The sequence below is a fragment of the Desulfovibrio sp. 7SRBS1 genome, from assembly GCF_049723905.1.
Classification (GTDB): domain Bacteria; phylum Desulfobacterota; class Desulfovibrionia; order Desulfovibrionales; family Desulfovibrionaceae.
This window is the reverse complement of record NZ_JBJKFD010000001.1, coordinates 1,819,859-1,838,710: the sequence shown is the minus strand read 5'-3', so window position 1 is coordinate 1,838,710 and position 18,852 is coordinate 1,819,859. Positions and strand designations below refer to the sequence as shown.

Here is an 18,852-nt window from a genome sequence, read left to right as displayed (position 1 = left end):
AAAGTCCCTTGCCGTACCCGGAAACCCACCGGAAGGCTTGGAAACGCAGCGCGCGGAACAGTGTTAAAACCCATTTTCCCGCAGGAAGTCGATAGTCAGGCCGCCAGCGGCGGCTTGCGTCTTTCCCGTATCCTTTTCCCCGGCCCAGGGGCTCAGCATGTTCTGCACATACTTGCCTATCAGGTCGGTCTCCATATTCATTTTATATCCTGGTTTCCACTGGGCAATGGTCGTCACCCTCTGGGTTTCCGGGATGATGTCCACCCGCAGAAAGTCTTTGCCGCAATCGTTCACGGTCAGACTGATGCCGTCCAATGTGACCGATCCCTTGGGAATGACATAGGGCGCCTGTTCCCTGGGAAAACGAATCCGGTAGGCTCGGGCCTGCCCGTTCGGCGTCACGCTTTCCACTTCGGCCTGGCAGTCGATGTGTCCGCTTACCAGATGGCCGCCAAGGCGGTCGCCGAATGCCAGGGCACGCTCCAGATTGACCAGCGAACCGGGCCGCAAAGTGCCCAGGTTGGTACGCGAGAGTGTTTCCCCGGAAGCATAGGCTGCATACGACTTCCCCATCACGGTTTCCACCGTCAGGCAGGCACCGTTGACTGCTATGGACTCGCCGATCACATAATCGGTCAGCTTGAAAAGGGGAGAAATGCGAAAACGCGATTCATTGCCCCTGCTCTCTACGGCTTCTATCCGTCCTTGGCCTAGTATTATTCCGGTAAACATACCACTTCCTTAAAGGTCGCTGAAAAATTCGTGCTGCCCGCGTTCCTGCGGAATTTTCGACTCCTCGTGTGCAGAAGAAGCACACGTCGGCCCCGTAAATTTCCTTGTGTCTTGCCAGCCCGATTTTTGAGCGACCTTTCCATCGGTTGTGCTGAAAAATTCGTGCTGCCCCATTGCTGCCCCGTTGCCGTCGTGAAGTGCCGTTTTTTCTCGCAAGCTCCAGCCCTGGCTTGGCTGTCTAGGGAGCGACTTCCCTTTTCGGGTGCATTACCAAAAGCAGGTCCGGGTCGAAATATTCCGTTGCCACGATGCGGAAATTTTTCGTGTCGGCAATGTTCTGTGCAGTGGCCCCGGAAAACGATGCCACACCATTGGTATTGCCCAGCACCCTCGGAGCAACAAAATAATGCAGTTCATCAGCCATACCCTGGCTGACGCACCCCATTGCCAATGTACCTCCGCCCTCGCACAGGGCGTAAAACACGTCAAGTTCGGCGCGTAGCCGGGCAAGCCCTTGGCTCAGGTCCAGGCCGTGTTCTCCGGAATCCAATCCCCAGACGCGGCAGCCGAGTTTTTCAAGCTGGGCAGCGGTTTCGCTTTGCGCCTGTTCGGTTCCGGTCCAGAAAATCGTCTGTGCGGCGCGTTCCCGCAAAAGAAAAATGTCCTTGTCCGCAGACGGCAGCTTCGACGTCACCACCACGGCATAGGGCTGGGTGTCTGCCTCTTCATCGTTGCCCCGGCGGGTCAGTCTGGGGTTGTCCGCGCGCAGGGTCTGGCCGCCCACTATGACGGCACCGGCCATCCGGCGCAATGCCTGCACATGGTCGTGCGCCTTGGGGCCGGTCACTTTTTCCGGCTTTCCAGACACGCCCGCGATTTTGCCATCAAGAGTCGCGGCCAGTTTGAGAATCAGAAATGCCCGGTCTGTCTGCTGAAAATGTACAAAGTCTGCCAAAAGTGCGCGACAGGCCAAGCCTTCTTCGCTGTCTTCCGCAACCACGCGCACGGCAACGCCCTGTTCCTGCAGATGTTCCAGGCCGCCAGCCGCCACCGGATTGGGGTCGCGCATGCCCACAACGACCGCAGGGACTCCGGCTTCCAGAATCGCTTCCGTACAGGGCGGGGTTTTGCCATGGTGGTTGCACGGCTCCAAGGTCACGTACATGGTGCACTGCGTCGGGTCCACGCCTTTGCGTCGAGCATCGGCCAAGGCCTCGCGCTCGGCGTGCAAAGCGCCGTACCGGGTGTGCCAGCCTTCGGCAACAACAGCACCGTCACGAACCAGCACCGCGCCCACACAGGGGTTCGGTGCCGTGGTTCCGCGTCCGCGCCGGGCCAGTTCAATGGCCCGCTGCAGAAAGTGCATGTCGCCCGAAGCCGTCATTACTCGGCTTCTCCGGGCAGCAGCACTTCGTAGTGCACTTCGGCTTCCTCCAGCATGTCCTGGGCCAGTTCATCCGGGTAGGATTCTGAAAAATACATGGTGCGGATGCCTACGTTGATCAGCATCTTGGTACAGATCAGGCACGGCTGCGTGGTGCAGTAAAGGGTGGCGCCTTCCAGGCTTACGCCGCTGGCCGCAGCCTGAATGATGACGTTCTGTTCCGCATGTAGGGCCCGGCACAGCTCGTGGCGCTGGCCCGACGGAACCTGAAGCTTCTCGCGGAGGCACCCAATGTCCAGGCAGTGCTTCAATCCCGCAGGAGCACCATTGTACCCCGTGGCAAGGATTCGCTTGTCCCGGACCGCTATGGCACCAACCTTGCGCCGTAAACAGGTGCTGCGCTCGGAAACAACATGCGCGATACGCATGAAATACTCGGGCCAGGGCATTCTTGTGTCAGACATGAGGTGTTCCTCTTTATGAAGAGAGGGGCGAGGGGAAACCTTTTTGAAAAAAGGTTCTCCCCTCGCGCTCCCCTTCCAAAAACTTTTATTACACAGGCGGGCTATGGCCTGTTCTTATGTTTTTTCCAGACTTGCCGTCGGGCGGCTGAGGAGTTTTCGTCTGTGACTAGGCGTGGGGAGGATTTTGCGAATGTGGATAGGAGTTTTATTCTCCATCCCGTTCGCAAAATCCTCCCCACAACGCCGTCACTGGCGAAAAGAACCAGCCGCTCTAGATTTATTCGGCGAAGAGGGGATACTGCTTCGCAAACTTCTCAATGTCGATGCGGATTTCTTCAAGCCGCGTCTCGTTTTCGATGTTCTTCAGCACGTCCACGATCCAGCCGCCAACCTTGACCATTTCGTCCTCGCGCATGCCACGGGTGGTCAGCGCGGGTGTGCCCAGGCGAATGCCCGAGGTCACGAAGGGCGAACGGGTCTCGAAGGGGACGGTGTTCTTGTTTACGGTGATGCCGGCCTTGTCCAGGGCATGTTCGGCGTCTTTGCCGGTGATGTCCTTGGAGGTCAGGTCCATGAGCAGCAGGTGGTTGTCCGTGCCGCCGCTCACCAGATCGTAGCCTGCGTCCGTAATGGTCTTTGCCAGCACCTGGGCGTTGTTCACGACCTGCTGCTGGTAGACTTTGAACGAGGGGCGCAGAGCTTCGCCGAAAGCCACGGCCTTGGCCGCGATGACGTGCATCAGCGGGCCGCCCTGGATGCCGGGGAAGATGTTCGAGTTCAGCGACTTCATGTTTTCCTCGGAAGAGAGGATGAGGCCGCCGCGGGGACCGCGCAGGGTCTTGTGCGTGGTCGAAGTGGTGAAGTGTGCGTGCTCGATGCAGGAGGGGTGGATGCCTGCGGCGATGAGACCGGCGATGTGCGCCATGTCCACCATCAGGTATGCGCCGACTTCGTCTGCGATTTCACGGAAACGCTTGAAGTCGATGATGCGCGGGTAGGCGGAAGCCCCTGCAATGATGAGTTTGGGCTTGTGTTCCTTGGCTTTGGCCAGAACCTGGTCATAGTCGATGGTCTTTGTTTCCGGGTCCACACCGTAAAACGTGGTGTTGTAGAGCTTGCCGGAAAAGTTGACCGGGGAACCGTGTGTCAGGTGACCGCCGTGCGAGAGGTCCATGCCCAGGATGGTATCTCCGGGCTTGAGCACGGAGAAATAGACCCCCATGTTGGCCTGTGAGCCGGAATGGGGCTGGACGTTGGCGTATTCGCAACCGAAGAGCTGCTTGACCCTGTCGCGGGCCAGATCTTCGGCTATGTCCACATACTCGCAGCCGCCGTAGTAGCGCTTGTGGGGATACCCTTCTGCGTACTTGTGCGTCATGACCGAACCCTGTGCCTGCCGCACGGGGATCGAGGTAAAGTTTTCGCTGGCAATCATCTCGAGCTTGCCCATCTGGCGGTCGCATTCGAGTGTGATGGCCTTGGCTATCTCCGGGTCGCGCATGATCAATTCTTCCATGGCTGCCACCTTTTCAATGAACGTTGTTGGTAGGAAAGAGGCGGGAGCTGCTGCCCCCGTCCGCCTCTGCTTCGACAGGGCTGCGTCGGCGCGGTGTCTGCGCGGCGCGTTCTGCTGGGCACATGCTCGTGCCGGACAGTCGGCATTCTAACCGTTTGCAGGCTGGTTGCAACTGGTGCGACCACCCCCTTGCCGACTGTCCCTGGGCACAACACAGGCGGAATTCCGGCGGGTTGTCGATAGGCACATGGACCCGGACCGGACGTTTATTTCAACAGACTTCTAACCCTGATATTTCTTGTAAAGCATGCTGCAGTTGGTTCCGCCAAAGCCGAACGAGTTGCACATGGCGTATTCTACGTCGCGTTTTTTGGCCACGTTGGGCGTGTAGTCCAAATCGCATTCAGGATCGGGATTTTCCAGGTTGATGGTGGGCGGAATAATGCCTTCCATCAGGGTTTTTACCGAGAAGACGCTTTCCACGCCTCCGGCTGCACCCAGCAGGTGACCGATCATGGATTTGTTCGAGGTCATGGAGATGTCGTAGGCATGCTTGCCGAACACCTTTTTGACCGCGGTTGTCTCACACTTGTCGTTGAGGGGTGTGGACGTGCCGTGGGCATTGATGAAGTTGATCTCTTCGGGAGCAACACCGGCTTCCTTGAGCGCCGACTGCATGCACAGGGCCATACCGCTGCCGTCTTCCGGCGGGGCGGTCATGTGGAAGGCATCGGAAGATGCTCCGTAGCCCACAACCTCGGCCAGAATCTTGGCGCCGCGTTCCTGGGCGTGTTCCAGGCTTTCCAGCAGGAACAGGCCGCCCCCTTCGCCAATGACGAAGCCGTCGCGGTTTTTGTCGAACGGACGCGAGGCCTTTTCAGGCTCTTCGTTGCGGGTGGACAGGGCCTTGAGCGAAGTGAATCCGCTGACGGCCAGCTGCGTGATGGTGGATTCGGCTCCGCCGCAGATCATGGCGTCCACACGGCCGAGTTTGATGTCTGTGTATGCGGCACCAATGGCATGCAGCCCGGAGGCGCAGGCCGAAGTGGTGCAATAGTTGGGGCCCATGGCACCGGTCATTATGGAAGACTGTCCGGCCGCCATGTTGGCAATGAGTACGGGAATCATGAACGGGCTGACACGGCGGGGGCCTTTGTGGATAAGGGCGTCGTAATTCTCTTCCAAGGTCCTCAGGCCGCCCAAGCCCACGCCGATGATGGTTCCGAAGCGTTCTTTTTCCACGTCGGAGGGGTTCCATCCGGCCATCTGCATGGCCATGCGGGTGCAGGCCATGGCGTAGCGGGTGAAGGGTTCAAGCCGCCGCGCCTGCTTCTTGTCCAGGTAGTCGGAGTCGTCGAAGTCTTTGACTTCTCCGGCTATGGCGCTGGCGTAGCCGGTCGCGTCGAAACGGCGGATAGGCGCCACGCCGCTCTTACCTGCGAGCAGATTGGTCCAGCTGGTCTCCAGGTCGTTGCCCACGGGGGTAACGGTCCCAAGGCCTGTTACAACTACGCGGTGAAGTTTCATGGTCTATATTCTCCTCCCCTGCGACGGGGATGCCGTTCGATTGTCTTTCGGGAGGTGTGTATTCCACCGTGCCGATCGGCATAACGAAAAGTGCGGCAGGTGTGGAAAGTTCCGGTCCTGCCGCGGGTGAATGTCTTGCATTGCACGTACGGGCCACGAGAAAATATGAGCGCCTTGCGGCCGTATAAGCTGCAAGACGCCCTGTATTTCTGTTGCCAGAATCACCGGAGTTCTTATTGCTTGGACTCGATGTAGCTGACAGCGTCAGACACCTTCAGGATCTTCTGGGCGTCTTCGTCGTCGATTTCCAGGCCGAATTCTTCTTCCATGGCCATGATCAGTTCGGTCAGGTCCAGGGAGTCGGCGCCCAGGTCGTCCACGAAAGAGGCGTCTGTCTTCACTTCGTCTGCGGAAACACCAAGCTGCTCAACGACGATTTCTTTTACTTTTGCTTCTACGGACATAATTACGTTCCTCCATGCGGAATGTTCTTTTCGGTACTGTGCGCTGGTTGCGCGTGGTTACATGTACATGCCGCCATTCACGGACAGAACATGTCCGGTAATGTAGGCGGCGGCGTCGGACGCCAAAAAGCAGACGGCCCCGGCAATGTCTTCCGGGGTACCGAAACGGCCCAGAGGGATGGCCGCCAGCATGCCTTCGCGGACCTTTTCGGGCAGGACCTTGGTCATGTCCGTTTCGATCGCGCCGGGTGTTACTGCGTTCACGGTTACTCCCCGGCCTGCCAGTTCGCGGGCGGTGGTTTTGGTCAGACCGATGAGTCCGGCTTTGGCTGCCGAATAGTTGGCCTGTCCGGCGTTGCCCATTTCCCCGGCAATGGATGAAATATTGATGATCCGGCCACTGCGCTGACGGGCCATGATCTTGGCCGTTTCGCGCAGACAGGTGAAAGCACCGGTGAGGTTGATGTGCAGCACCTTGTCCCAGTCTTCATCCTTCATGCGGATGAGCAGACCGTCCTTGGTGATGCCGGCATTGTTCACCAGCACGTCCACGCCTTCTTCCTTGCGGTCCTTGAAAAAGGCAGCCACGGCTTCGCGGTCGGCAACATTGAGCTGCACGGCCTCGGCCTCTCCGCCCTGTTTGCGTATGGCGGCGACAACCTCGTCGGCAAGCTCGGGCTTGCTGACGTAGGTCAGGACGATGCGGTAACCTTTCTGGGCCAGGGCAAGGGCACATGCTTTGCCTATTCCCCGGGAGCCTCCGGTGACAACGGCGATTTTTTGCGTATCGTTCATGGGTATGATTTCGCGGGGGTTAGCGTTCTAAAATTTCGCCATCTTGTAGCCTAATCTGCAAACGAGCGCAAATTATTCGAAGCGTACGAGTGCCGATCCCCAGGTGAATCCTCCGCCGAAAGCAGCCACCAGAAGCAGGCTGTCCTTGGTCAGTCGGTTCTGTTCCCTGGCCTCTGCCAGGGCAATGGGGATGGTGGCGGCGGACGTGTTGCCGTACTTGTGCAAGTTGACGAAAACGCGCTCGTCGGTAATGCCCAGCTTTTTGCCGAGGGATTCGATGATGCGCAGGTTGGCCTGATGGGTAATGACAAGGCTGACGTCGTCCGTGGACACTTTGTTGCGGTCCAGGATTTCCTGCGACACGGCAACCATGTTGCGAATGGCGTGTTTGAACACTTCGCGTCCCTGCATGCTGATGAAATGATTTTCCGTAACGACATGGCCCAGAGAATAGGGGGCACTGGAACCGCCGCCGTTGAATTTGAGCATGTCGCCGATGGAACCATCGCTGCTGAGGATCGTGTCCAGAATGCGGCCCTTGAGTCCCTTCCCATTGTCGTTGGAGGCGCCTGTAAGCACTGCTGCCCCGGCTCCGTCACCGAAAAGAACGCAGGTGGTGCGGTCTGCCCAGTTGGTGCGCGAGGACAGAATGTCGCCGCCTATAATGAGGACAACGGAATCCGGGCGAAGCGCGATGATGGAACGGGCCATTTCCAGATTGTACGTGAATCCGGTGCAGGCTGCGTTGATATCAAAGGCGATTTTTCCGGAAACGCCCAATTTGTGTTCAAGGATGCAGGCCGTATTGGGGCAGTAGGAATCCGGCGTACAGGTTGCGACGATTATATGGGTCAGATCGTCGGCTTCCATGTGCGCATCGGCAAGCGCCTTTTTGGCTGCCTGCAGAGCTATATCGGAAAGCGCCTCGCCTTCGGCGGCGATATGGCGTTCCTTGATACCCGTACGAGTGGTGATCCACTCGTCCGAGGTCTCTACTAGTTCTTCCAGATCCTTGTTGGTCAGTATGCGTTCGGGGACATGAAATCCCAATCCCCGGATGACGCTCTGTTCAATGACTGGCATGTCGGTGAGTTCTCCCGCCCGGAGAAACCGGGGCGGCCGCAGGGTGCGGCGTTCAGGCTGATTGTCTGCCGCGGCTGAAGCGGGTCAGATCGCTGCTTTCGGTTATCCGTTGGCTGATGCGGTCGTTGGCGCCGTTTTCCATGTATCTGGCCGCCATTTTTACGGCGTTCATCATGGCTTTTTCGTTGGATGCGCCATGGCAGACAATGCCGATGCCGTTAAGGCCCAGCAAAGGTGCTCCGCCGTATTCCGCATAGTCTACAAGGCGTTTAAAACGCTTTAAAGCGCCAGACGATAGCAGGGTGCCCAATTTGGAAAAAAGGTTACCCAGCAGCTCGCGCTTGAGCAGCCTTGCCAACGACGTGGAAAGCCCCTCGGAAAGCTTGAGCGCGACATTGCCCACAAACCCGTCGCAGACCACTATGTCCACGTCGCCCGTGAACAAGTCCCGACCTTCGACATTGCCTGTGAAGTTCAGCGAGGAACTCCGGAGCATATCAAAGGCCTGTTTGATCTGACTGTTGCCTTTGCCTTCCTCTTCACCGATGGAAAGCAGGGCAATCCTGGGATTGTGGTAATCCAGCACCGTAGTCGCCAGACAGTCCGCCATAATGCCGAACTGGATGAGCTGCGATGCTTTGGCATCCACATTCGCCCCAACGTCCACAAGGACCAAGGGCTTCTTTTCCGTGGGCAGAATGCTGGCCAGAGCGGGCCGCTCGACGCCCTTTAATCGGCCCAGCACGAAAATGCCGCAGGCCAAGGTAGCACCGGTGTTTCCGGCACTGACAAAGCCGTCGGCATTTCCATCGCGAACCAACCGGCAGGCAACATAGATGGACGAATCTTTTTTGCGACGCACCACATCCGTGGGTTTGTCTTTCATGGTCGCAATTTCAGTGGCTTCCACCACCTCTATTGCGAGACCGTCCGTGTCCAGTTTGCCCAGCTCATCTTCAATTTCACCGGGCTTGCCTACCAAAATAAGATCAATGCCGTTTTTCTTGGCGGCACTGACGGCGCCGGGCACGACCACGGAAGGACCGATGTCCCCGCCCATGGCGTCCACGGCAATGCGTGGTCTGTTATTCATCTTCAATGCGCAGCATCTGGCGGCCTTTATAGGTTCCGCAGCTGGCGCAAATCTTGTGGGGCAGGGTGGGTTCGCCGCATTCGCAGTAAACTACCGTGGGGACCGGTACGCTGTGATGGGAACGACGCATTCCCTTCTTGGACTTGGACGTTTTCTTCTTGGGTAATGCCATTTTCGCCTCTCCTTATTCATGCACCGCGGCAACAGGCCGGGGCGCAGGGAATTACTTGTTGACCTTCAGACCGCGCAAAACGGCCATACGGGGATCATAGTCCTTGCTGTCGCAGCCGCAGTCGCCTTCATTAAGGTCTGCGCCACACTTGGGGCACAAACCTTTGCAGGACGGCTTGCACAACACTTTGGTCGGCAGCTGCAAAGCAATCTGTTGCCAGAGAATGCCCGCGGCATCAAGCTCCAACTCGCCATCTTCCATACGCAGAAAAGACGGCCCTTCCGCATCTTCTTCCGGCGTGTTCTCTTCCTCGAAGGATTCGAACTCCGTGCCGATATCGATTTGGGTTGGCTCGATGCAACGGTCGCACGGCAAGGTGATGGCACCTTGCAGCGAACCTTCTATAAGAACGCCTTCGCCCGCTTCCTTTACCGTCAGGGTCGCCTCTATGGGGGCGGAAATAACGGCGGGGATTGTGAAATCATTGAAGAAGGCTTCCCACAGGCCATTATCGGCCACGGAAACCGTCTTCCCCTCAGCGGGCAGTTCGTCGAGTTTAATCCATAATTCTGGCATACATCCTCACAAGGAAGGTCTACCTATTGGGAACGGTGACCGTTGTCAAGAAAAAAGGGGTTGCCATTTTTTCAGATTGTGGATAAAGAGCTTGGTTCCTTGCTGAGGCAGGGGTTTTTTAATCGTACATTTCGTCGGACTCAGGTCCGATACCATACGTGGAGGATACGGACCATGCCTAAACAATGCGAAATCTGCGGCAAAATGCGTCAGGTCGGCAATAACGTCAGCCATTCCAACATTAAAACAAAGCGCGTCTTCAAGCCCAACCTGCAGAAGGTTCGGGTGCAGCTCGACTCCGGCGAAGTCAAATGCATGAACGTGTGCACTACCTGCATCCGCTCCGGCAAAGTGGCCAAGCCTGCAGCCCGTCAGATCGAAGAATAATTTTATGCGGTCTTTCTGATCGCAGCCATTCTTTCGTACAAAAGCATCTCGCCCTGGAACCATTTTGGTATCAGGGCGTGATGCTTTTTTTTATTGCAGCAAAAGACATGTTTGTGTCGTTGCCTTGATAATTTTCTGATCTTCCTGCCTTTTGGCGTTGCTGTCAGATTCAACTTTACCGGCAGGCCTTTTCTCGCCGCTCTTCCTGTCGGACCTTTCTCCTTCCCCGAATTGTTCCGTATGGAGCAGTCCGCTTCGCCATTACTCGCACGGCGTGCGTCTTGACGCAGGTGCATGCGGCGTCTTGCCGATCGTTTCGGAAGAAATACCCAGGCCTTCTAATACATTAAATAAGGCAGAAACGTCACAATGTCCGGGAACACGAAGAACAGCGCCAGCCCGACCACAATGGCCAGCAGAAAGGGCAGTATGCCCTTGAATATGGATTCCAGCGCAATATGCTGCCCCATGTGCTGGGTTACGCCGTAGACCACGTAGACGTTGACCCCCACCGGCGGTGTGATCACTCCCATCTCCGTGACCAGCACGATAACCACACCGAACCATATGGGATCGCACCCCAGGTCCATGACCACCGGGAAAAATACCGGAATGGTCAGCATGATCAGGGCCAGCGAATCCATGAAACAGCCGCCCAGAAAAAATATCAGGACGATCAGGCACATCACCACAGCCGGAGCAAGATCGAACGATGCCACCCACGAGGCGATGTTGAACGGAATGCGCGTGACTGCCAGGAATTTGCCGAAAACCGTTGCCCCGGCAATGAGAAATAGCACCATGCACGAGGTCCGCAGGGTTTCGTCCAATGACTTGAGCAGCCCCTTCCAGGTCAGCGAGCCCCGTACCAGCGAAACACCGGCCACGCCCAACACACCTACGGAAGCCGCTTCGGTTGGTGTGAACCATCCCTTGAACAGTCCGCCTATCACCAGCACGAACACCACAATGGTATCTGCCAGCCCGCCCAACGAGCGCAACTTTTCCGCCATGCTCACCGGTTCGCCCTTGGGGCCTTTTTCCGGGTGCCTGCGGCAGGTCAGCCAGACCGCTCCAATAAAAAGCACGGTCAGCAGCATTGCAGGCACTATGCCCGCCACGAACAACTCGCCGATGGACTGTTCCGTAAGCACGCCATACACTATCAGTACCACACTCGGCGGCATGATCATGCCCAAGCCACCGCCAGAAGCCACGCTGCCCGCGGCCAGATCGTCCGAATATCCGTAGCGCCTCATCTCCGGGATGCCCACGGTGGCCATGGTTGCAGCCGTTGCCGGGCTCGACCCGCACACTGCGCCGAACGCCGTACAGGCCGTTACCGTGGCCATGGACAGCCCGCCCTTCACGTTGCCAAGGAAGCAGTAAGCCGTATGGTACAGACGTTTACTGATGCCGCAGTTGAAGGCGATCTGTCCCATCAGGATGAACAGGGGGATGGTGCTCAGCTCGTACGAGGAAAAGACCTGATACATGCTGCGCGAAAGCAGGCTCAGTCCGCCCTGCAGGGAAATCAGGGAGGAAAAGCCTACAAAACCCACCAGCGTCATCACGTATGCAACAGGCATGCGCGTCATAAACAGGGCGATCATCACAACTACGCCCACAATGCCAGCTATCGTCGGATCCAAATGATGCTCCTTTATAAGGATGGGGTGGGCGGGGGCGCTGCCCCCGAACCCCCGCCAGGAGGCAACGGCCTCCTGGACCTGCGATTTGTTTTTTTGGCTTGAGCCCCATGGCCGCATGCGGCCATGGGGCTCAAGCCAAAAAAACAAGCCGGGTTAAAAATTGGGGAAGAGGCTCAAAGGGAAAGGGCACTCTTCAATAATAAAAGTCTTTGGAAAGGGGGAGCGCGGTGGGGGAGAACCTTTCTTGCAAGCCGCCGATTTTTGATTTCGGTGTCGTTGCTGCCTTATTTCGCTTCGCGGGACGTATTGAATATACTGTCCGCGCTTGCGAATGGGGTATCCCCCTGTTGAATCCCCATTTTTTAAGGTTAAAAGTCTTTGGAAGGGGAGCGCGAGGGGATAACCTTTCTGACCTTCAGGAAGCGCAAAGGACGTTGCCTTTGCGGGATCGGGCTATGCGAAAGCGTGGTTTCGCTTCTCCCTCACGGTGCTTCGCACCGATCCGCCTTGCGGCGGTTGATCTGAAGAAAGGTTCATTCGTCCGCTGAATCCCCACATTATCCTTAATAGTAAAAGTCTTTGGAAGGGGAGCGCGAGGGGATAACCTTTCTGACCTTCAGGAAGCGCAAAGGACGTTGTCTTTGCGGGATCGGGCTATGCGAAAGCGTGGTTTCGCTTCACCCTCACGGTGCTCCGCACTGGTCCGCCTTGCGGCGGCTGATCTGAAGAAAGGTTCTTTCATCCGCTGAAACCCTACATTATCCTTAATAGTAAAAGTCTTTGGAAAGGGGAGCGCGAGGGGGAGAACCTTTCTTCAGAAAGGTTTCCCCCTCGCATCTTCTCTTACCTCTCCCCCACCAATAGTTTCTTCACATCCACGGCCAGGCGCAGGCAGAACACGGCAAAGCCTGCGGCGGTTGCCGCGACAATGGTGTACTCGGGCAGTTCCAGGTTCATGGAGAGCACGCCGGAGTGGTATTTATCCATGGCGTAGCCTGCCATTTGCCAGGTCACCAGGCAGAAGAGCCCGAGAGCCAGCAGCGAAGTGACGATGTCGGTGATTTTCCGGGTCTTCTCGCCCAGCCGTCTGTACAGGATTTCCACGCCGATGTGGCTGCGCTGGCTATGGGCAAAGGGCAGGGCAAAGGCCATGCACAGGGCGGCCATAAAGGCCACGATTTCTTCCGAGCCGAAGATGGGATGGCCCATGCCGCGTCCCACCACGTCGCAGCAGGTCAGCAGGGCCATGGCTGCCAGGCACGCTGCGGCGATGTTGCGCAGGAATCTTTCCGTGCGGTCGAGAAGCGAGGTCTGCATGGAACCTTATTTCCCCTCATTGAGCGTGGCGATGGTGAAGTCCACTATTTCCTTGCCGTTCAGCCCCTTGGACTCGAGTTCTTCGGCGTACTGGGCAATGATGGGGGTGGCTGCGTCGTGCCAGGCCTTGGCTTCCTCGTCGGTGAGAGGAATGATTTTGCCTTTCTTTTTAAGGAAGAACTCGCGGCCCACCTTGTCGCTTTCGTCCCAGGCGGCACCGTGTTTGGCGGTCCACTCCGTGTTGATGGCGCGGATGGTCTGTTGCACGTCCTTGGGCAGGCTGTTCCACTTGTCCTTGTTTATGACAACGAAAAAGGTGGTGGTGTAGCCCACGGGAAAGGTTTCGGTCATGTAGTCCACAACCTCGGCCATGCGCCAGCCCTTGTTGGTTTCAACCGGGTAGAAGCTGCCATCCACTATGCCCTTGCGGATGCTCTGGTAGCTGTCGGGCATGGACATGGCTACGGGCGTTCCGCCGCAGGCTTCCACGACCTTGGCGCTGTTGCCCGTGGAGCGGATCTTGAGGCCCTTGAGGTCGGCCAAGGTGTGTACGGGAACTTTTTTGGTGTGCAGCAGGCCGGGACCGTGGGCATGGAAGTACATCACTTCCACGTCATCGAGTTCGGCAGGATGAAATTTTTCAGCCACGGCATTGGCCACGCGGGTGGCGTCCTTGCCGCTGGTGTAGCCCAGGGGAAGGTCTACAGTGGCCATTACCGGGAAGCGGCCGCGCGAGTAGGCCAGGGCGGACATGCCGATGTCGGACATGCCCTGGACCACGCCGTCATATGTCTGGGGCGCCTTGGTAAGGGTGCCGCCGGGGTAGAAGTCCACAACGACTTGGCCGTTGGTGCGTTTTTCCACTTCCTTGCACCACTCTTCGGCCAGCTTGGCCTGCACATGGGTGGGCGGGAAGAAACAGCTGTAGGACAACCGGGTTTGGGCCTGTGCGGGCTGGGCCAGAAAAGACAGGCACAAGGCCAGCATGCTGAACAGACAAAGTGATTTTTTCATGAGTGCTCCTTGGGCGCGGCAATGAACGACTTGGCCAGGTTCAATGCCGCCTGGCGGATATCGGCGGTGTCCAGTGTGCCGGTTCCCAGCAGATTGTGGATGAGAAATCCCTCGAAAAGGGCGGTGTTGAACGCACCGAGTTTTTCCGGGGGATAGCCTTCGGGCAGAAACGGGCGAACCATGCCCGCGAAAATGTCGTTGGACAGGCGGTATACGCCGTTGTTGAGTTCTGCGCACAGGTCGGGATTTCGCGAGGCGTGGATGGTGAACTCCAGAAACGATGCGGACCAGCCCTTGTCCTGAACTATGGACTCCAGGAAATCCCAGATGATGGCGTAGACGTCGTCCAGGCTGCGGGCCGCGGTTATTTGCCGGTCGCGCCGCATGCGGTAATCGGCAAGCTTGTCGGCCACGATGCGTAGAAAAAGTTCGTCTTTGCTCTTGAAATGGCGATAGAAGCTGCCCTTGGCATAGCCCGCGCGTTCGGTGATGTCGTTCACCGACGTGGCGGCAAATCCCTTTGTACCGAACAGCTCGGTTGCTGCGGCCAAAAGTTCGTCGCCTGTTTGTCGTGACTTTTCCTGCTGCCTGCGGGCCATTGAGTGCTCCTTGAACGTCGTTTTGGCTACCGATGGTCAAAAAATGACCGTTGGTCACAAATTGAAGAATCCACATAGACCCGAATACCTCGCCTGTCAACGAGGGCGCGCATTCAGCGGCTTTTTTTTGCGTTGCGTGAAAGGCTGTGGCATGTTCGTACGGCGCAAGGTGCCAGATGGACCGGAGCGCCTGATAAAAAAGAGATTCAGGAGACGGGAATGTGATAGATCTGACCGTGGATCAGGAAAAATGCATACAGTGCGGCGAATGCGCCAAAGACTGTCCGTACAGCGTAATCGAGTTTGCGCCGGGAAACTATCCAAGGGTCCGGGCCGACCGGGAAGACCTGTGTATCCGTTGCCAGCACTGTCTGGCGGTGTGCAAGCCGGGGGCACTGTCCATTTTGGGGATTGATCCGAAGCAATGCAGACCGCTCAAAGGCAATCTGCCCACGGCGGAAGAGGTGGAAACCCTGATAATGGGGCGGCGTTCCGTGCGTTTGTACAAGAGCAAGCCGGTGGACAATGCCAGCATAGACCGGCTGCTGAGCGTTGCATTCAACGCGCCCACCGGGGTGAACAACCGGCAGGTGCTTTTTTCCGTGGTGCGGGACCGGGACGTGATGGACGCCTTGCGGGAAGAAGTCTACCTGGCATTGGCCGAGGCTATAAAAAACGGGGATATTCCCGCGGGCAAGGAGTTTTTTGCCGCCATAAGCCGGGCCTGGGAAACCAGGGGCAAGGATGTTTTATTTCGTGATGCCCCGCACCTGCTGGTGGTCTCCGCGCCCGAGATCTGTCCCACGCCGGAGGCGGACGGTTTTATCGCCCTGAGTTATGTTGAATTGCTGGCCCAGAGCATGGGCATCGGGACGCTGTGGAATGGTTTTGTCCACTGGATTTTTACGCAGATTGTACCCGACCTGACCAGGAAGTTGGCCCTGCCCAAGGGAAATAACATTGTCTATTGCATGTCTTTCGGGTATCCGGCGGTACATTATCATCGTGTTGTGGATCATCAGGACGCCCGTATTGCCGAAATTCGCTGGGACTGATGTGCTGGTGGGCTGTGCCTCCCAGTTTTTCTGGCGCGTATGGAGGGCTATGCCCGCCATGGTACGGGCCGGGTGTACTGCTGCTTTTTTTGATGAAACGAATGGAACGGACGCGACACTCGTGTGGGCTGGGACAAAGGTGCAGCTGCTTTTGCCCGGAGAGTGTGTACCGGAAAATCTGTTGTAGGTTTTTTTACGCCGTTGGTTCTGCCATGACAGGTACTGCGTCCCATATATGAAGAGAATCTGCGTGGACATGTGGGAAAGTCGAATGGAAGTGTATTTTCGGACCTGGAAATCAGGGCGGAGCGCTGGAACAAAGGAGTTGACGTGTTTGAAGCAACCATGCGTCTGATACTTGCCTCGGGGTCGCCCAGGCGGGTGGATTTGATTGGTTCCCTTGGTGTGGAGTTCGACGTGCACCCCGCCAAAGGAGAGGAACCGTGCCCGGAATCGGGGGAAGAGCCTTCAGTGTATGCGGTGCGCGCAGCCAGAACCAAGGCGGAAGATGTTGCACGGCTTTTTCCCGAGGCTGTGGTCATCGGTGCGGATACGGTTGTGACCATCAACGGCGAGATTCTCGGCAAGCCTGGGAACAAAGAGCATGCCGTGGAGATGCTGACCAAGCTTGCCGGACGCAAGCATTCCGTGATTACAGGGTGTTCCCTGGTGGGACCGGGCTGGAAGAAAAGCGAATTTTACATTTCCACCCAGGTGGAGTTCATCGACGCAACACCGGAAATGCTGCGCGCCTATGTTGCCACCGGCGAGACGGACGACAAGGCCGGGGCCTATGCCATTCAGGGGCTGGGGGCGTTTTTGGTGCGCAATGTGTGCGGATCGTACAGCAATGTTGTGGGTCTGCCTTTGGCCCGGGTGGTGGAAATTCTGTCCGGATGGGGAGTCATAGTTCCTGAGAAAGTCTAAAGGAGCGGACATGGGGAACATTCGGATTTGAAGGCGTTGCCGAGACAGAGATATTTACAGTGAAGAACTGCTCCCTGCTGCGTGTTGAACGGAAAGGAAGGAACCATGGTTGAGGGCTTGAGCCATATCACCTTTGTGGTTCGCGATCTTGAACGCGCTGGCGATTTTTTGAAAACCGTCTTCAATGCCGAAGAAGTCTATGTCAGCGGCGACAAGACCTTTTCGATATCCAGGGAGCGGTTTTATCTGGTGGCGGGGATTTGGATTGCCATAATGGAAGGAGAGCCTCCCGCTGAAAAATCCTACAACCACGTTGCCTTGAAAATATCCGAAGAGGACTTTGCCACCTACCAAAAACGGCTGCTGGCTGCCGGTGTGGAAATACGGATGAGCCGTCCGAGAGTGGCGGGCGAAGGACGCTCTCTGTATTTTTATGACCACGACAATCACCTGTTCGAACTCCACACCGGGACATTGGAACAACGGCTGAAAACATATGCCGGGCGTTGCCCTGAGTAGCTCTGTGCAGTCCCTTGCGCCGCCGGTTTTGCTGAAGTGAATTTACCGAAGAACATTAGGTTGAAGGTTTACTGCTTTCGCCGGGGCGACGGAATCGTGCTTTCTTGGTGCGTGCTCTCGATGGCTTCGCACCACATCTTGGGGGGATCATTGCAAGGCAGGGGGAGAAAATCCCGCACTGCGATATCTTCCACATGAAGCTCCCACACATCTTTCTTTCAAGACAACCCAATTTACCAACTCCAATCACCTGGCATTCAAAATGACTGCCCCGTGTTGCAGGTATCCCCTTGGGGGGGATATTTTGTCCGGGGTGGAAATCATTTTGTAGGTGCCGGAATAATTTCGTTCAGTCTTACTGAACGTGGCCGTTTCTGGAGGGGGGAAGTTTGCGGTTGTGACGAACCGTCTGGAGTCGTTGCATGCCGAACAACGGACGCAGCCAGTTCAGCCTGCGGATAGCGGTCAGCAGAACCAAAACGGAGATGAATGAAATTGACGCCAGCAGGATATATTTAGGGAAAATTGGAATATCCAGGTTCAGCAGGCAGAAACCAACGCTCACAATGACGGTTTGGTGGACGATGTAAAACGGCAGTGCTGTTTCTCGCAGCCAGGGAAGAATTGGGGCGTTGAGTGTCAGGTAGCGGCAGCCGAGTCCATACAAAGCCGTAAGCCAGAGCCAGGAATTGCACGACCTGATAATGAGTTGAATGGGGTAGTTGAGGGGGGGAGCAAAAGTGATGATATGCATTGCCTCCAGGAGCACCACAGTTGTGGTTCCCAGAGCGAGAAACAGTGCTGCAAACGCGTTGATGCGGAAAAATTTTTTGGATTCTCTGCACGTGGACAGGATATAGCCCATACAGAAGACCGTCAGGTAGGACAGCAGACTCCATCCCCCGAAGTCACGTCTTCCTAATCCGTTCGGGTACAGATTGACCAGAAATTCCACTGCCAGCAGCGGGAGGGCGAGAGCCAGTGCGCCGCCGGGGAAACTGAGGCGTTCCAAAAGTGCGGACACGAGGCGGTGGAGTTTGGTTGTGTCGAACAGCCGGAAAAAGGGCAGAGTTAGAGCCGAGAACAGGAAAAGAGCCGCCAGATACCACAAGTGGAGACCCATCCATGCAAAATTCCCCCCGAATGCGTAAAATCCGTTGAAATAAAGCGGGTAAAATTTCCAGAAAGAACCGGAGAACTGGCCGTGACTGACTCGCTCTATCCAGACCTGCAGTGGAATGCTCGCCACCAGGGTGCTGAAGATGAATGGGATCATCAGTCTTGTGGTCCGATCTTTCAAGTATTTCAGTGGGGGACGTTTGCGCAGAGAATATTCAGAACTCATCCCGGACAGGAAAAAGAACAGCGGCATGATCCATTGCGAGATCAGGGTCACTGCGTATCCCGCCAGTGGCGAAATTATAGGGTTTTTTATGCTCCAGTCTTCCCCGTTGAAAAAACGGGCGCAATGAAAGAAGAAAACGACCAAGGTTGCTAGTACGATGAGCCAATCGTTTTCAAAGTGTCTTTGCTTGATGTGATCTGAGAGCCGTTTTATGGTCATAGCGTTATCAAT

20 protein-coding genes are annotated in these 18,852 nt (G+C 56.6%); 4 read left to right on the top strand and 16 right to left on the bottom strand.

Annotated elements, in window-relative coordinates; all coding sequences use genetic code 11:
* Window positions 1-63 precede the first annotated feature (63 nt).
* The 11 genes from ACI0FJ_RS08490 to ACI0FJ_RS08440 form a co-directional block, all read right to left on the bottom strand.
* Complete coding sequence (locus ACI0FJ_RS08490) at window positions 64-732, bottom strand: riboflavin synthase (protein ID WP_424301757.1); 669 nt, start codon at window positions 730-732, stop codon at window positions 64-66.
* Between the two features lie 238 nt (window positions 733-970).
* Window positions 971-2,116, bottom strand: coding sequence for a bifunctional diaminohydroxyphosphoribosylaminopyrimidine deaminase/5-amino-6-(5-phosphoribosylamino)uracil reductase RibD (gene ribD / locus ACI0FJ_RS08485; protein ID WP_424301754.1), 1,146 nt, complete (start codon window positions 2,114-2,116; stop codon window positions 971-973).
* Window positions 2,116-2,580, bottom strand: coding sequence for a deoxycytidylate deaminase (locus ACI0FJ_RS08480; protein ID WP_424301751.1), 465 nt, complete (start codon window positions 2,578-2,580; stop codon window positions 2,116-2,118). Before ACI0FJ_RS08480 ends, ribD begins: the two co-directional genes overlap by 1 nt.
* A gap of 277 nt (window positions 2,581-2,857) precedes the next feature.
* Window positions 2,858-4,096, bottom strand: coding sequence for a serine hydroxymethyltransferase (glyA, locus tag ACI0FJ_RS08475; protein WP_424301748.1), 1,239 nt, complete (start codon window positions 4,094-4,096; stop codon window positions 2,858-2,860).
* Between the two features lie 282 nt (window positions 4,097-4,378).
* On the bottom strand, window positions 4,379-5,623 hold the full coding sequence (gene fabF, locus ACI0FJ_RS08470; RefSeq protein WP_424301745.1) for a beta-ketoacyl-ACP synthase II: 1,245 nt from the start codon (window positions 5,621-5,623) through the stop codon (window positions 4,379-4,381).
* Window positions 5,624-5,856: 233 nt separating this feature from the next.
* On the bottom strand, window positions 5,857-6,087 hold the full coding sequence (acpP, locus tag ACI0FJ_RS08465; RefSeq protein WP_424301742.1) for an acyl carrier protein: 231 nt from the start codon (window positions 6,085-6,087) through the stop codon (window positions 5,857-5,859).
* Window positions 6,088-6,144: 57 nt separating this feature from the next.
* The gene (fabG, locus tag ACI0FJ_RS08460) at window positions 6,145-6,882 is read right to left on the bottom strand and encodes a 3-oxoacyl-[acyl-carrier-protein] reductase (RefSeq protein WP_424301739.1); all 738 of its coding nucleotides are present in this window, start codon (window positions 6,880-6,882) and stop codon (window positions 6,145-6,147) included.
* A 72-nt stretch (window positions 6,883-6,954) separates the two neighbouring features.
* Window positions 6,955-7,965, bottom strand: a complete 1,011-nt coding sequence (locus tag ACI0FJ_RS08455) for a beta-ketoacyl-ACP synthase III (RefSeq protein WP_424301736.1) — start codon at window positions 7,963-7,965, stop codon at window positions 6,955-6,957.
* A gap of 52 nt (window positions 7,966-8,017) precedes the next feature.
* Window positions 8,018-9,058, bottom strand: a complete 1,041-nt coding sequence (gene plsX, locus ACI0FJ_RS08450) for a phosphate acyltransferase PlsX (protein WP_424301733.1) — start codon at window positions 9,056-9,058, stop codon at window positions 8,018-8,020.
* A complete protein-coding gene (rpmF, locus tag ACI0FJ_RS08445; RefSeq protein ID WP_424301730.1) occupies window positions 9,051-9,230 on the bottom strand; it encodes a 50S ribosomal protein L32 in 180 nt (59 codons plus the stop codon). The genes plsX and rpmF overlap by 8 nt, the downstream gene beginning before the upstream one ends.
* A 51-nt stretch (window positions 9,231-9,281) precedes the next feature.
* Window positions 9,282-9,806 carry a YceD family protein gene (locus tag ACI0FJ_RS08440; RefSeq protein ID WP_424301727.1) on the bottom strand — a complete coding sequence of 175 codons (525 nt, stop codon included), beginning with the start codon at window positions 9,804-9,806 and terminating at the stop codon, window positions 9,282-9,284.
* Between the two features lie 174 nt (window positions 9,807-9,980).
* On the opposite strand from ACI0FJ_RS08440, the gene rpmB reads away from it, so the two are divergent.
* Complete coding sequence (gene rpmB / locus ACI0FJ_RS08435; protein WP_424301724.1) at window positions 9,981-10,193, top strand: 50S ribosomal protein L28; 213 nt, start codon at window positions 9,981-9,983, stop codon at window positions 10,191-10,193.
* A gap of 338 nt (window positions 10,194-10,531) precedes the next feature.
* Here the strand turns inward: rpmB and ACI0FJ_RS08430 are convergent, their stop codons facing one another.
* From ACI0FJ_RS08430 to ACI0FJ_RS08415, 4 genes are all read right to left on the bottom strand, one after another.
* Window positions 10,532-11,845: a TRAP transporter large permease gene (locus ACI0FJ_RS08430; RefSeq protein ID WP_424301721.1), complete on the bottom strand. Its 1,314-nt coding sequence runs from the start codon at window positions 11,843-11,845 to the stop codon at window positions 10,532-10,534.
* Window positions 11,846-12,688: 843 nt separating this feature from the next.
* Entirely contained in the window at window positions 12,689-13,162 is a 474-nt protein-coding gene (locus ACI0FJ_RS08425) for a TRAP transporter small permease (RefSeq protein ID WP_424301718.1), read from the bottom strand.
* Between the two features lie 6 nt (window positions 13,163-13,168).
* A complete protein-coding gene (locus tag ACI0FJ_RS08420; RefSeq protein ID WP_424301715.1) occupies window positions 13,169-14,176 on the bottom strand; it encodes a TRAP transporter substrate-binding protein in 1,008 nt (335 codons plus the stop codon).
* Window positions 14,173-14,775 carry a TetR/AcrR family transcriptional regulator gene (locus ACI0FJ_RS08415; protein ID WP_424301712.1) on the bottom strand — a complete coding sequence of 201 codons (603 nt, stop codon included), beginning with the start codon at window positions 14,773-14,775 and terminating at the stop codon, window positions 14,173-14,175. The genes ACI0FJ_RS08420 and ACI0FJ_RS08415 overlap by 4 nt, the downstream gene beginning before the upstream one ends.
* A gap of 221 nt (window positions 14,776-14,996) precedes the next feature.
* Between ACI0FJ_RS08415 and ACI0FJ_RS08410 the strand changes: the two genes are divergently transcribed.
* From ACI0FJ_RS08410 to fosX, 3 genes are all read left to right on the top strand, one after another.
* Window positions 14,997-15,830 carry a nitroreductase family protein gene (locus tag ACI0FJ_RS08410; protein WP_424301709.1) on the top strand — a complete coding sequence of 278 codons (834 nt, stop codon included), beginning with the start codon at window positions 14,997-14,999 and terminating at the stop codon, window positions 15,828-15,830.
* A gap of 330 nt (window positions 15,831-16,160) precedes the next feature.
* On the top strand, window positions 16,161-16,757 hold the full coding sequence (locus ACI0FJ_RS08405; RefSeq protein ID WP_424301706.1) for a Maf family protein: 597 nt from the start codon (window positions 16,161-16,163) through the stop codon (window positions 16,755-16,757).
* 105 nt (window positions 16,758-16,862) lie between these two features.
* Window positions 16,863-17,276, top strand: a complete 414-nt coding sequence (fosX, locus tag ACI0FJ_RS08400; RefSeq protein WP_424301703.1) for a FosX/FosE/FosI family fosfomycin resistance hydrolase — start codon at window positions 16,863-16,865, stop codon at window positions 17,274-17,276.
* A gap of 355 nt (window positions 17,277-17,631) precedes the next feature.
* Here fosX and ACI0FJ_RS08395 read toward each other — a convergent pair whose 3' ends face one another.
* The gene (locus ACI0FJ_RS08395) at window positions 17,632-18,840 is read right to left on the bottom strand and encodes an acyltransferase family protein (RefSeq protein ID WP_424301700.1); all 1,209 of its coding nucleotides are present in this window, start codon (window positions 18,838-18,840) and stop codon (window positions 17,632-17,634) included.
* Between the last annotated feature and the right edge of the window lie 12 nt (window positions 18,841-18,852).